Annotated in this window: 11 protein-coding genes; 5 read left to right on the plus strand and 6 right to left on the minus strand. The window is 75.3% G+C overall.

The features are described 5' to 3' along the window. The first annotated feature begins 96 nt into the window (after positions 1-96). Positions 97-564, plus strand: a complete 468-nt coding sequence (aroQ, locus tag C892_RS0124875; protein WP_017559426.1) for a type II 3-dehydroquinate dehydratase — start codon at positions 97-99, stop codon at positions 562-564. 202 nt (positions 565-766) lie between these two features. Then, positions 767-1,888, plus strand: a complete 1,122-nt coding sequence (gene pstS / locus C892_RS0124880; RefSeq protein ID WP_017559427.1) for a phosphate ABC transporter substrate-binding protein PstS — start codon at positions 767-769, stop codon at positions 1,886-1,888. A gap of 391 nt (positions 1,889-2,279) precedes the next feature. On the opposite strand, the gene C892_RS29565 is transcribed toward pstS, so the two are convergent. Beyond that, positions 2,280-3,851 (minus strand): hypothetical protein, encoded by a 1,572-nt coding sequence (locus C892_RS29565; RefSeq protein WP_051060606.1) that lies wholly within the window; start codon positions 3,849-3,851, stop codon positions 2,280-2,282. A gap of 605 nt (positions 3,852-4,456) precedes the next feature. Next, positions 4,457-4,756: an Rv3235 family protein gene (locus C892_RS0124890; protein ID WP_017539100.1), complete on the minus strand. Its 300-nt coding sequence runs from the start codon at positions 4,754-4,756 to the stop codon at positions 4,457-4,459. Positions 4,757-5,224: 468 nt separating this feature from the next. On the opposite strand from C892_RS0124890, the gene C892_RS0124895 reads away from it, so the two are divergent. Both C892_RS0124895 and C892_RS0124900 read left to right on the plus strand, forming a co-directional pair. Beyond that, positions 5,225-6,067 carry a glycerophosphodiester phosphodiesterase family protein gene (locus tag C892_RS0124895; protein ID WP_017559428.1) on the plus strand — a complete coding sequence of 281 codons (843 nt, stop codon included), beginning with the start codon at positions 5,225-5,227 and terminating at the stop codon, positions 6,065-6,067. Beyond that, positions 6,064-7,461, plus strand: coding sequence for an MFS transporter (locus C892_RS0124900; RefSeq protein ID WP_017559429.1), 1,398 nt, complete (start codon positions 6,064-6,066; stop codon positions 7,459-7,461). The genes C892_RS0124895 and C892_RS0124900 overlap by 4 nt, the downstream gene beginning before the upstream one ends. A 41-nt stretch (positions 7,462-7,502) precedes the next feature. On the opposite strand, the gene C892_RS0124905 is transcribed toward C892_RS0124900, so the two are convergent. The 3 genes from C892_RS0124905 to C892_RS0124915 are packed head-to-tail and all read right to left on the minus strand — an operon-like array spanning position 7,503 to position 10,607. After that, positions 7,503-8,327, minus strand: coding sequence for a carbohydrate ABC transporter permease (locus C892_RS0124905; RefSeq protein WP_017559430.1), 825 nt, complete (start codon positions 8,325-8,327; stop codon positions 7,503-7,505). Positions 8,328-8,341: 14 nt separating this feature from the next. Then, positions 8,342-9,286, minus strand: coding sequence for a carbohydrate ABC transporter permease (locus C892_RS0124910; RefSeq protein WP_017559431.1), 945 nt, complete (start codon positions 9,284-9,286; stop codon positions 8,342-8,344). Next, positions 9,279-10,607 (minus strand): ABC transporter substrate-binding protein, encoded by a 1,329-nt coding sequence (locus tag C892_RS0124915; RefSeq protein ID WP_017559432.1) that lies wholly within the window; start codon positions 10,605-10,607, stop codon positions 9,279-9,281. The genes C892_RS0124910 and C892_RS0124915 overlap by 8 nt, the downstream gene beginning before the upstream one ends. Before the next feature lie 279 nt (positions 10,608-10,886). Here C892_RS0124915 and C892_RS0124920 point away from each other — a divergent pair, with 279 nt between their 5' ends. After that, a complete protein-coding gene (locus tag C892_RS0124920; protein WP_017539106.1) occupies positions 10,887-11,291 on the plus strand; it encodes a nitroreductase family deazaflavin-dependent oxidoreductase in 405 nt (134 codons plus the stop codon). A gap of 163 nt (positions 11,292-11,454) precedes the next feature. Here the strand turns inward: C892_RS0124920 and C892_RS0124925 are convergent, their stop codons facing one another. Next, positions 11,455-12,897, minus strand: a complete 1,443-nt coding sequence (locus C892_RS0124925) for a cytochrome P450 family protein (protein ID WP_239647523.1) — start codon at positions 12,895-12,897, stop codon at positions 11,455-11,457. Between the last annotated feature and the right edge of the window lie 125 nt (positions 12,898-13,022).

The raw sequence follows: 13,022 nt of genomic DNA on the forward strand, positions 1-13,022 counted from the left end.
GCCATCGGTCCCGGGGCTAGGCTTTCCGGCACCGGCCGCTCCCGCCGGCCGGCGCCCGCCGCACGACCGCCACCCGACCGCACGGAAGGCCTCCCCTTGTCCGAAGCGACCGACCGCCCGACCGTCCTGCTGCTGAACGGCCCCAACCTCGGCCTCCTGGGCCGCAGGGACCCCGCCACCTACGGCTCCACGACCCTGGCCGACATCGAGCGCCGGGTCGCCGCGCTGGGGGCCGAGCTGGGGGCCGAGGTGCGGTGCGCGCAGAGCAACCACGAGGGCGAACTGGTCGACCTCGTGCACGGCGCCGCCGACCTCGACGGCATCGTCGTCAACCCGGGCGCCTTCGCCCACTACAGCATCGCGCTGCGCGACGCGGTGGACGCGGTGGACACGCCCTGCGTTGAGGTCCACATCTCCAACGTCTACGCGCGCGAGGAGTTCCGGCACACCTCGGTCACCGCGCCGGTGATGCAGGGCTACATCGCGGGCTGCGGGGCGTTCGGCTACGAGCTGGGGCTGCGCGCCGTCCTGGAGCGCATCCGTCAGGCCCGCGACCGGGCCTGACGGGTTCCCGGGCCGGGTGAGCCCATCACCACACCGGCCCGGTTCGGCGCGGCGCGCCACCAGTTGTTAAATTCTTCGACGTCGTTCGTTCAGCCGCGCCGGTGCGCCGTGCCCGGAACCGTCCGACGGGCCGTACCGTGCCCGACAGGGGGCGGCCGCCGGAACGCCGCCGAGGCGCCCACCAGGGGAGAACACCACAGCCATGCGCATGCGTCCGTCCAGCCGCCGCGCCTGCCTCGCGGCCGCCCTGTCCGGGGCCGTCGCCCTGACCACGGGGTGCGGGAGCGACAACGCCGTGCGCGGCAACGACCCGATCCCGGTGCCCGAGAACATGGCCTGCTTCGACGGCACCCTGTCCGGTGCGGGCTCCAGCGCCCAGGAGAACGCGATGACCACGTGGATCGCGGGCTACCAGACCTCCTGCGAGGACGCGCTGGTCTTCTACGACGCGATCGGGTCGGGCGGCGGCCGCAGCCAGTTCCTCGACGGCGCGGTCGCCTTCGCCGGGTCCGACGCCGCGCTGGACCCCGTCGAGCACGAGGAGGCGGTGGGGCGCTGCGACTCCTCCGAGGCGGTGAACATCCCCGCCTACGTGGTCCCGATCGCGGTCGTGTTCAACCTGGAGGGCGTCGAGGAGCTGAACCTGGCGCCGGCCACCATCGCGGGCATCTTCAAGGGCGACATCACGACGTGGGACGCCCCCGAGATCGCCGAGGACAACCCGGACGCCGACCTGCCGGACATGCCCATCACACCGGTCTCGCGCTCGGACGAGTCGGGCACCACGGAGAACTTCACCGAGTACCTGCACAGCACCGCCTCGGACACCTGGACCTTCGACCCCGGCGGCCAGTGGCCGCTGCCCCCGGTCGAGGCCGCACAGGGCAACAGCGGCATCGCCGAGGCGGTGTCCGGCGGTGAGGGCACCATCGGCTACGTGGAGGCTTCCCACGTGGGGCACATGTCGGCGGCGCGCGTCGGCGTGGGCGAGGAGTTCGTGGAGCTGTCCCCGGAGTCGGCGGCCAAGGTGGTGGCCGACGCCCCCGAGCGCGAGGGGTCGAGCCGCTACGACCACGCGCTGGAGCTGGACTACGGCACGACCGAGAAGGGTGTCTACCCGATCGTCCTGGTCAGCTACCAGGTCGCCTGCATGGAATATGAGGACGAGACCAGGGGCGAGCGGGTGCGGGACTTCCTGAGCTACGTCATCAGCCCTGAGGGCCAGGAGGCGGCGTCCGCCGAGACCGGGTCGGCGCCCCTGCCCGAGGAGATCCGCGAGGACCTGCAGGCGACCCTGGACGCCATCGGCACGGGCGAGGGCTAGTACTGCAACGACAGGTCGGTCGAGGACCCGGCGGAGGCCGACCACACGACAGGGGCGGACACTTCCCCGGGCCCGCCTGCCGGGCGGCGGGCCGTTTGGGGTCGGGGTGGTCGGCGGCGACGACGGAGCAGCAGGTGCCCCGCTCCGGCCCGCCTGCCGGGCGGCGGGGCCGCAGGGGCGCTGCGGCGTGTCCGTGTCCGGCGCCGTGGTGCGGCTTGCGCCCGCTCCCGTGCCGGTCCCGGGAGAAGCGGCCCTGGAACCGCGCCTGCAGGGCCGTTCCCCTTTCCGTTGTTGATCTCGGGGAAGTCGGCCTTGTACCGGCCGGTATAGGGCCGACTTCCCCGAGATCAACAACGCGGCCCGCCCGCGGGGCCCGCTGTGGCCGGCCGGGTCAGCGGATGAAACGCAGAGGGTTCGCACAGAGGCGGCGCACCCGGGCCACGGCGCCGCCCATCCTCGCCGCCAGGGCCCGCAGGCGCCCCTGCCCGGTCCCTTCCCCATCGGGTCCCCCGTGCAGGGAGCGGTCGTCGTGCGGGACGGCGTCCTCATCGGCGCCGTGCCCTTCGGGGCCTGCGGCCCCTCCCCCGTCGTCGGCCTCGGCGGCGGTTCCGGTCCGCAGCGGTTCGGAGCGGTAGTGGCAGGCCTCCGGGTCGGTGAGGTCCACCAGCGTGCCCTCACCCGCCCGGATGCGGTAGCGCCCGTGCACCTCGGCGACGACGTCGGCCGCCCGTTCCCCCTCGCAGCGCTCGCGCAGCGCCCGCGTGAGCGCGCGGGTGCGCCAGAGCCGGACGCCGGAGCCCGGTGTGGGGGCGGCCTCGGGGACGAGTTCGACGATCCCGGCCTGCGCCCGCTCGGCGCGGGCGGTCAGCAGCCCGAGCGTTCCGGGGGCCAGGCCCCAGGCGACGGGGAGCTGGAGCAGGAAGGGCGAGGGGAAGCCGGTCCGGGGCGGGTCCGGCACGAAGCGCACCCGCGCGTCCGCCAGGTAGGCGGCCTGGATCAGGCGCAGTTCCAGCAGCGCCTCCTCGGAGACGCGCTCCCCCTCCCAGTCGGCGACCAGGTCGACGCCGACGTCGGGCTCGCCGGCGTCCAGCAGCCGGTCGACGCACCCGCGCACCATGTCGTAGTCGGCGCCGCCGATGTCGACGACCGCGCGGACACGCGGCGGGTGCGGCCCGCCCCGGTGCCCGGCGGCCAGGGCCGGGGCGGCGTCGCCGGTGGACCAGGCGGGCGCGTCGCGGTCGGCCAGGAACAGGGCTCCGGCGTTCCAGAGCCGGTCGGCCAGCTCGGCCTCGCCGAAGAGGGCGTCGCCGTCGGCGGCGGCCCGGTAGAAGGCGCTGCGCACGGCGCATGCGGCGCGGGTGAACGCCAGGCGGGCGCGGCCGTCGGCCTCGGCCAGGTCGCCGGTGGCGTCCAGCAGGGCGTCGCGGTCGGCGCAGGCGCCCTCACCGCCCAGGGCGTCGGCCATGCCGCCGGACAGGGCCATGACCGCCACGTCCGCGGGGTCGGCGGGGGCGTCCTGGGCCCAGAGCACGTCGGCCAGGGTCACGCAGTCGGGGCGCATGTGGTGCCAGCGGGCGTGCGTCTCGGCGTAGAAGGGGTCGACGAGCATGCCGGCGTCGAGCCAGCAGAGGATGTCGCCCTCGGCGAGCCGGGCGCCCAGGGCGCGTGCGGCCGCGGCCCCGGTGCCCGCGGGGACCCGTTCGACGCGGACGCTCTCGCCCGGGTCGGCGGGCACCGGGACCCCGTCCGCGGCGATGACGACCACGTCGAGCAGGTGCGCGGGGTAGGTCTGGACCGACAGCGCCGCCAGGGTCAGGTCCAGGCGCTCGCCGCCGAGGGCGGTGACCACGGCGCCGACCGCCAGACGGGGCGTCCAGGACCCCGGATCGGGCGGGTGGAGGCCGGTCCAGTCGTTGCGGAAGGCCCGCGCCCGCCCCGGCCGGCCGCGGTCGGCGGGGCGCACACCTGCGGGCTGCGACGCTGAGTGGCGATGTGGCAACACATAGTCACTATACCGGCACGGAGGGTCATAATCGCGGAAGGCGCGGAAGACATGCCCCGAATCCCGCCCATTCACATCGCCGGGCCCCGCTCATCCCCGATGCCGCACATGCACCCCAGGACGGGGAAGGGCCCCGCTTGACGCCGCCGGCCTCGGCCACACGGGCCACACGGGCCCATGGTCGCACGGCCGCCCTTCCAGAGCGGCGGAACCGTGCAGGGCCGCGGCCCCCTCACCGGGCACACGACGGCCGGCGCCACTGTGGCTTTCGGAAATCGTCCGGGGCCGCTTGCAGGGCGCTCGGCTCCCGCACATCGATAGTGGTGGAATCGCCACGATCAGCGGCCTGAAGTGGTGAATCCACCACTATCGATCGCCGGTCCCGCTTTCGGCCGGTCGCATGCCGCTTGAGGGGGCCGTCATTCTGACGGCCCCCGGGTGGGCCCTCGCCGTGGCCGCGTCTTCGGGGTCCGGCCTGGTCGCGGCTCCTCGGAACGTCGCTCTCGACGAGGAGGCCGCCTGCCCCGCCCGCTACGCCCGGGGGCAGGCGGTCTCCGGGGAGGGGCTCAGCTCTTGTCGGTATCGGTCTCCAGATGGGTGCACACCCACAGGCCCTCCTTCCGCACCACGCGGAAGGCCAGGGCCCGGTGGCGGCGCCCGCACCGCACCAGTGCCGCCACCTCGGCCACCGCGGGGCCCTGGCACCGGACCCAGGTGCGCAGGACGCGCGGGCGGGTGCGTTCGCGGAAGACGCCGGCCCTGCGGCACAGCAGCGAGTACGGGCGCGGGTCGAGCAGGGGCTCCACCTGGACCGGCGCGCGCTCGCCCGCCAGGACCTCGGCGGTGAGCTGGGCCAGTCGGGACACCTGGCGAGCCGACCAGGCTCCCTGGACACGCTGGCAGCGGATCGCGGACGGACGCCGGGGCGGATGCAGTCGCGGCATTTCCAGCTCCTCTCGGGCACCGACGGGAGCGGGGAGGCGGCTCGGAGCCGCGCCCGTCACAGATACAGAGGCCGCGGCCACCGCCCGTTGCCACATGGAATTCCAGCTTTTTCGCCGGGCACCGCGCGTTCGGCCTTCCGGTCGGCCCAGGAAACGGGATCAGCGCCGCCCTGATCCCGATCGCCGCCCCGGCCCGGGGCCCATGGGGCGATGGCGGTACCGCCGGCACGGCGGCCACGGCGGGTGCCGGGCCCGGACCGGTCAGGCGAACAGCGCGGAGGGCACGCCTCAGGGGACGCCCGGCCCCCGCACCGCGCGTTCGCCTTCGGGGGTGGTGCGGGCCGCCGGGCGGTGGTGTCCGTGTCGCCGCAGAACGGCATACTTCTGGGTGTGACTCACCGCTACCTCGATCTCCCCGTCCCCATCGGGCTGGCGCACCGGGGCGGGTGGCTCTTCGACGCCGCCGGGAACGCGCGCACCGAGCTGGAGAACACCGCGGCCGCCTTCCAGCACGCGGTCGACCTGGGCTACCTCTACCTGGAGACCGACGTGCACGCCACCCGGGACGGCGTGCTCGTGGCCTTCCACGACGAGACCCTGGACCGGGCGACCGACCGCTCCGGCGCCATCGCCGACCTGCCCTCCACCGAGGTCGCCCGGGCCCGGGTGGGCGGCGGCGAGCCGGTCCCGCTGCTGGAGGACCTGCTGGACGCCTGGCCGCAGGCCCGCTTCAACATCGACGTCAAGGCCGACGGCGCCGTGGAGCCCCTGGCCGGGGTGCTCGACCGCACCGGCGCCTGGGACCGGGTCTGCCTCGGTTCGTTCGACCAGGCCCGGCTCGACCGCGTCCGCCGGACCATGGGCCCCCGCGTGGCCACCTCCTGCGGCCCCGTCGACGTCGCCCGGCTGCGCGTCGCCTCGCTCCACCCCGCGCTGCGCCCGCTCGCCCGCCGCGGCGTGCAGTGCGTGCAGATCCCCATGCGCATGCACGGCTTCCCCGTGCTCAGCCGCGACCTGATCGCCACCGCCCACCGGCTGGGCATGCAGGTGCACGTGTGGACCGTCAACGACACCGGCGTGATGGCGCGCCTGCTCGACGCCGGGGTGGACGGCATCGTCACCGACAACACCACCGGGCTCCGCGACGTCCTCAGGGCACGCGGCGCCTGGCCGCCCGCCGGAGGCGACCCCGTCCCCGCCGCCGACGACCAGGACGGATCCCGCACCAGATGACCTCCGCCGCCCCCACCCCCGCACCCGGCAACGCCCCCTCCCCCGATCCGGCCCAGCGCAAGCGGGAGCAGCGCGGCTGGTACCTGTACGACTGGGCCAACCAGGTGTTCATCACCTCGGTGGTCACCGTGCTCATCGGCCCCTACCTGAGCGGCCTGGCCTGCGCCGCCGCCGGGGCGCCGGACACCACCGTGTGCACCGGCGGCCCCTACTACGTGTATCCGCTGGGCATCAAGCTGCACGCCAACGCCCTGTACCCGGCGGTGACCACCACCGCGATCCTGCTGCAGATCCTGCTGCTCCCGGCGGTGGGCGCCCTGGCCGACCGCTCCCGGCACAAGAAGCGGTGGCTGTTCTGGCTGGCCTTCACCGGCTCGGTCGCCGTCAGCGCCCTGTACCTGGCCGGCGACCGCTGGCTGCTCGCCTCGGCCCTGTTCCTGGTCGCCAACGTCGTCTACGGCGCCTCCCTGGCGGTCTTCAACTCCTTCCTTCCCGAGATCGCCACCCCCGACGAGCGCGACCGGGTCTCCAGCACCGGGTGGGCCCTGGCCTATCTGGGCGGGGCCACCATGCTCGCCGCCCATCTGGCGCTGGTGCTGATGGCCGACGACCTGGGCGTGGGCCAGGCCGACGCGGTCCGCATCGCCTTCGCCTCTGCCGGTGTGTGGTGGGCCGGGTTCACCGTGCTGGCGCTGCGCCCGCTGCGCAACCGCTACACCGACCTGGCGCTCACGGCCGGCCGCCCCACGGCCAAGCTGACCGTGCTGCAGTTCGCGCACACGGTGAAGGGGATGCGCCACCACCCGCAGACGCTGCTGTTCCTGCTGGCGTTCATCCTGTTCAACGACGGCATCCAGGCCGCCGTGCGCTACGCCGCCCCGTTCGCCACCCAGGACCTGGGCATCGGCCAAGAGGTCATGATGGGCACGATCCTCATGATCCAGTTCGTGGCGTTCGGCGGCGCCCTGCTGGTCGGCGCGCTGGCGCGGGTGACCGGCCCCAAGAACGCCGTGCTGGCCACCCTGGCCGTGTGGTGCGTGCTGGTGACGCTGGGCTACCTGCTGCCGGCCGGGGAGCCGGTGCTGTTCATGGCGCTGGGCGTGGGCATCGCCCTGGTCCTGGGCGGGTCCCAGGCCCTGGCCCGCGCGCTGTTCTCCCAGCTCATCCCCAGCGGCCGGGAGGCCGAGTACTTCGCGGTCTACCAGATCAGCGACCGGGGGTCGACGTTCCTGGGCTCGCTGGCGGTGACGGTGGCGGTGACGCTCACCGGCGGCTACCGGGTGGCGATCTTCTCCTTGATCGCCTTCTTCGTCATCGGCGGGTTCCTGCTGTGGAAGACCGACTTCCGCAAGGGCATCCGCGACGCCGGCAACGAAGTGCCCGAACGGCTCTGAGGCGGGTGCGGCCGCGGGGCGCGCCCCGCGGCCGCACCCGCTCACCCCTTGACCGCGCCCCGGGTGACCCCTTCGACGAAGCTGCGCTGGAAGACCAGGTAGACCACGACGATGGGGGCGATGACGATGAGGCTCGCCGCGGCCAGCAGGGGCACGTCGGTTCCGTAGCGCCCCACGAACAGCCCCAGGCCGGTCGGCGGGGTGCGCATCGACGGGGCCTGCATCATCACCAGCACCAGCAGGAACTGGTTCCACGACCACATGAACACCAGCACCGCCAGGGTGGTCACGGCGGGCCCGGAGAGCGGCATCAGCACCCGCCAGAGCACGGTCGCGTTGCCGGCCCCGTCCATGCGGGCGGACTCCACGAGCTCCCGGGGAACCCCCGAGAAGTGCGACTGCATCCAGTAGACGCCGAACGGTAGGAACAGGGCGGCCTCGGCCATGACCACGCCGGTGTAGGAGTCGGTCAGGCCGACCTCGCGCAGGTTGTAGTACAGGGCGATGACCAGCAGCTCGACCGGGACGGTGAGGCCCAGCACGAACCCCAGGGACAGGGCCCGGCCGCCGCGCACCTTCAGCACCCCCAGCGCGAACCCGGCCATCGTGGCCGGCAGGACGGTCAGCGGGACCACCGCCCCGCTGATGATCAGCCCCGAGCGCATCAGGTCCCCGAAGCCGCCGGCCTCCCAGGCCAGGGCGAAGTTCTCCCAGGACCACCGGTCGGGCAGGGCGGCCCCGGCGACCTGGGCCCCGGCCGGGTGCAGGGCCGCCAGGACGATGCCGGCGAAGGGCAGGAGCACGAGCACGGCCAGGAGGTTGAGCAGTCCGTAGCGCAGGGCCGTGCCCAGAGCGCTCTGCCCCATGGGGCCTGCCCCGCTCATGCGTTCTCCCGGGTCAGCAGGCGGATCGCGCCGACGAACACCGCGACGAGCACGGTCAGGACGACCGCCAGCGCACTGGCGGCGCCGATGTCGCCCTCGTTGAAGGCCAGCCGGTACACCAGAAGCGCCGGAACGTTGGTCGCCCCGGCGGGGCCGCCGTCGGTGGTGACGAACACCAGGTCGAAGCCGGCCAGGGCGGCGATGGTGGTGATGACCCCGGCGATGCCGATCTCCTTGCGCAGCCCGGGGAGGGTGACGCTGAGGAAGCGGCGGGCCGGCCCCGCCCCGTCGATGGCGGCGGCCTCGTGCAGGGCCGCGTCGACCTTCTGCGCCCCGCTGATGAACAGCACCATGCACAGGCCGCTCATGCACCAGGTGCCGATCAGCCCCAGGGCCGCGAGCGCGGTGTTCTCGTCGCCCAGCCAGGCCCGCGCATGGTCCCCGAGCCCGACCGCCCCCAGGAACCGGTTGACCATCCCGTCCTCGCTGTACATCCAGCGCCAGGTGGTGCCCACGGCCACCAGCGGCAGGACCTGCGGCAGGAAGAACACCACCCGGTAGAAGGCGGCCCCGCGGCGCGCCCTGCCGGCGATCAGGGCCGTCATCACCAGCCCCAGGGCGATCGGCAGGACGCTGAAGAAGACGATGAGCAGCAGCGCGTTGAGGATCGCCCGGCCCAGCAGCGGCTCGGTCACCACCCGCAGGAAGTTGTCGACACCGGCCCAGGCCGGCGGCGCCACCCCGTCCCAGTCCAGGAACGAGAACTGCAGGGTGCTGACGGCCGGGTAGACGGCGAAGCCCGCGTAGACCAGCACCGCCGGCAGCAGGTAGGGCCAGGCGCCCGTCCCCACCCGGCCCGGGCGCGAGCTCCCGGCCCGGGGGCCGCGCTCGGGGCGGCGCGCGGGGCGGGGGCGCGGGGCCGCCGGGGCGCCCTCACTCATGCTCGTCCTCCCATTCCTCCTGGAGGGAGGTGAGGAACTCCTCCTCGCTCCGCACCCCGGCCACCAGCCCCTGGACCCCGGGGGTGAGCCGGTCGATCATCCCGGGGGTGGCGTAGTCGGGGAAGGGCACCAGCCCTTCCGCCTCGATGACCTCGGCGAAGCCGGCGTTGATCTGGCCCATCACCCCCTCCCCCGCCCCGGCCGCCGCCGGGTCGACCGGCATGAACCCGCTCCGGGCCTGGATCCGCGCCGCCTCGTGCGTGCCCAGGTAGTCGAGGAAGGCCGCGGCGACGTCGGGGTGCCCGGTCCGGGAGGAGACGGCGTAGGACACGCTGGAGCCCGAGGCCACCGGCGGCTCCCGGCCCGTGGGCCCGGGCAGGAGGAAGAAGCCGACGTCTTCGCCCATCTCCTCGGACAGCGCGGCGGCCGCCCAGTTGCCCGTCACCAGGTAGGCGCTCCCGCCCGCGGCGAAGTCGGCCTGGGCGTCCATGTCGGAGGCGGCGTTGGCGCCCTCGGACAGGTAGCCCGCGCGCTCCCACCGGGTCAGGGTGCGCGCGGCCCGCTCGGCGGCCGCGGTCTCGATGGTGGCGCCGGGCGAGCCGTAGACCCAGTCGCGGTAGTCCTGCTGGTCGCCCATGACGTTGAGCAGCGCGTTCCACAGTTGGAAGCCGCCGACCTCCAGGGCCCCGGAGCCCAGCGGCGTCGTCCCGGTGTCCTCCACCCGCTCCAGGTCCTGCTCGAACTCCTCCAGGGTCGCCGGGGGACCGTCGACGCCCGCCTCCTCCAGCAGCTCGGTGTTGAAGAAGACCCCCAGCACCGACAGCGACCCCGGGACGGCGTACAGGCTGCCGCTGCCGTACTCTCCGGCGTCCTCGTCGGTGCGCAGGGGCTCCAGGGCGCTGGAGGGGAACTCCTCCTGCCACCCGTAGGCCTCGGCGTGCAGGTCCAGGTTCATGATGAGCCCGGCCGGGATCAGCGACCCCATGGCGCCCGGGTTGTACTGGGCGATGTCGGGCGGGTCGTCGGAGGACATGGAGAGCTTGACGGTCGTGACGTAGTCGCGGAACTGCGTCCGCTCCAGCTCGACCGTCACGTTCGGGTGGCGCCGGGTGAACCCGTCCACCAGCGCCTTCGTGGGCGGGTCGTCGGCGTAGGCGAGCCTGAGGGTGACGGGCTCTCCGGTGACGGAGGTGGAGGCGGAGTCGGGCGTGTCGTCCTCGCGCACGCTCGTGGACAGCACCGCGCACGAGCCGAGGAGCAGGCAGGCCGCCCCCGCGGCGGCCGCGGCCGCCGGGCGCCGCCGGCGACGTGAGGTGGGCATCGTCCCTCCCCTTCCCTCCCTGTGGAGCGGGGCGCGGCGGGCGGCCCGTTCCCGTCACTCACCCCTCGGACGGCTCCGGGCCATGATCGGCCGGACCGGCACCGGTGTACAGGGCCCGGGCCCGGCGGCGCCCGGCGCCACGCGGCCGCCGCACGCGGGATTCCGCCCGGGGCGGGGAGGGTAACTGGAGTGCCAGACGGCAGCGGTGGGCCCCGGGCCGCCGGCAGGGGCCGTGCACGCCGGGCGCCCGCCGTCCGACCACGACACGAGGGGGAGCAGATGCTGTTCGGCAAGGAGCACGTGGAGCGGTACCGGGAGACCGACGGCGCCGAGGGGCACGACTGGAACGGGACCACGGTCCTCATCCTCACCACCACCGGGCGCTCGTCCGGGCGGCCGCGCAGCACGCCGCTGATCTACCGGACCGACGGGGACTCCTATGTGGTCGTCGCCTCCAACGGCGGCGCCCCGGACCACCCGCAGTGGTACAAGAACCTCCAGGCCGACCCCGAGGCCGGGGTGCAGGTGCGCGGTGACCGCTTCACCGCGCGCGCCCGGACGGCCGACGCCGGGGAGAAGCAGCGCCTGTGGCCGGTGATGGCGGCGACCTGGCCCGACTACGACCAGTACCGGACCAAGACCGACCGCGACATCCCGGTGGTGATCCTGGAACCGGTCTCCTGAGCGGAGCCCCGGGCGTTCTTCGCGGGCTCCGGCCGTCCCGTGGACCGGGGCCGCGCCGCCGGCGGCGCCGCTCCGGCGGGGATGCGCCCCGTTCCCGCGGGAAGGGGCCATTGTACGGCGACCGGGCGGGCCGGTACGGCGTCTGCGGCGTCCCTGCCGGGGCTCACCGCTCCTTCCACCGATCCAGGAGGCGGTCCAGGTCGTCGGGCTCCGGTGCGGGGGGCGGGGCCATCGGGGCAAGGTAGCGGGCCCCGGCCCGCCCCGGGGCCGCCAGGGGACGTGCCGCGCGCACCGGGGCCTCCCGGGGCGCCGGCTCGTGCCCTCCGCCGTCCGCGGGCGCCGACGGCGGGCCGTACCTGGCCCCCTGGGGCCGGGGGCGGCTGCGCGCCTTGCGCAGGATCCTGCGCAGGCCTCCGCCGCCCTCGCGCCCGCTCCCGCCCGGAGCCGGGCCGGTCCCGGACGGCTCCTCGGCCGGGAAGACCACCGGGAGCCGGCCGGGGCCGCCGGCCCCGCCCCCGGCCGGGCGCTCCTCGGGTCCGTCCGGGCGCATCCGCGGCAACCGGTCCAGCAGCGCCTGCACCCCCGCCGCCGCCATCTCCGCAGCCTGCCCGCGGAAGGGGCACCGGTGCTCGCCCGCGCCCCAGGCCAGGTGCGAGCGGTCCCCGAACGCGCGCCCCGCCCCGGCCACGGACGGGTCCCCGTGGGCCGCGGCCAGCGCCACCATCACCGGCTGTCCGCGGCGCATGACGGCGCCGCCGAAGCGCACGTCCCGGGTGCAGTAGCGGCCCGCCACCACGTCGGCCGGCGGGTCCGACCACAGCACCCGCTCCAGCAGCTCGTGCGCCGGGGGGACGGTGCCGCCCGGCGGGTCCCGCAGGAGCACCGACACCGCGCCGGCCACCAGGGCCGCCGTCGGACGCGCCCCGGCCCGCCACAGCCCCTCCAGGGCGCGCGCCGCCTCGGCGTCGGTCAGCGGCCCGTCCTCCCCGGTGTGGGCGAGCAGCGCCGAGGCCGTGTCGTCCCCGGGCGTGCGCCGGCGCCGGCGCACGAGCCCGTCGAAGTAGGCGGCGGCCTCGCCGGGGCCGGCGGCGGCCAGCAGCCGCCCGTGGTCGGGGCCCAGTCCGAACAGCCCGTTGAGCGCCATCGACGGCAGCGGGGCGGCGTAGTCGGCGACCAGGTCCCCCTCGCCCCGCGGGGCGAGGGCGTCCAGCAGGAGACCCGCGGCCCGGCGCACCTCGCCGGTCGTGCGGTCCGGGGTCATCGCGGCCGCCCCGGCCAGCAGGGCCGAGCGCACCCGCCGGTGGCCGGCCCCGTCCGCCGGCACCGCACCCGACCAGGGGCCGCGCGCCCGCCACGCCCCTTCGGGCGGTTCCGCGGCGAAGCGGTCGCGGTCGCGCAGGACGTCCAGAGCGGCACGGTAGCCCAGGACCAGCCAGCCGGGGACGCCGGGCGCCGCCTCCACCGCGACGACCTCCCCCGACCGGGCCCGCAGCTCCTCCCACCGGCGGGTCGGCGCTCCGGCGCCGGCGGCCGTGCCCGCGCCGGTCCCGTGACCGGGCGCGGGGCCGGAAGGGGGCGCGCTTGCGGGGGCGGGGGCGGAGTCCACGGCGACCACCTCGTGCGAGTGCGGGCAGGGCTCCGGTGACACTAGGACCGCCGTGTTTCCGCCGTGCTTCCGCCGGGGCAACTCCGCGAAAAGCCCGGGGCCGTCGATCGCGCCCCGTGACCGGG

This window comes from Nocardiopsis baichengensis YIM 90130, from assembly GCF_000341205.1.
GTDB lineage: Bacteria > Actinomycetota > Actinomycetes > Streptosporangiales > Streptosporangiaceae > Nocardiopsis_A > Nocardiopsis_A halophila.

Excerpts from the sequence above, each read along its gene's own strand:
- C892_RS0124900 (WP_017559429.1), top strand. The coding sequence starts at position 6,064 with ATGACCTCCGCCGCCCCCACCCCCGCACCCGGCAACGCCCCCTCCCCC.
- C892_RS0124905 (WP_017559430.1), bottom strand. The coding sequence starts at position 8,327 with ATGGGGCAGAGCGCTCTGGGCACGGCCCTGCGCTACGGACTGCTCAAC.
- C892_RS0124910 (WP_017559431.1), bottom strand. The coding sequence starts at position 9,286 with ATGAGTGAGGGCGCCCCGGCGGCCCCGCGCCCCCGCCCCGCGCGCCGC.
- C892_RS0124915 (WP_017559432.1), bottom strand. The coding sequence starts at position 10,607 with ATGCCCACCTCACGTCGCCGGCGGCGCCCGGCGGCCGCGGCCGCCGCG.
- pstS (WP_017559427.1), top strand. The coding sequence starts at position 767 with ATGCGCATGCGTCCGTCCAGCCGCCGCGCCTGCCTCGCGGCCGCCCTG.
- C892_RS0124920 (WP_017539106.1), top strand. The coding sequence starts at position 10,887 with ATGCTGTTCGGCAAGGAGCACGTGGAGCGGTACCGGGAGACCGACGGC.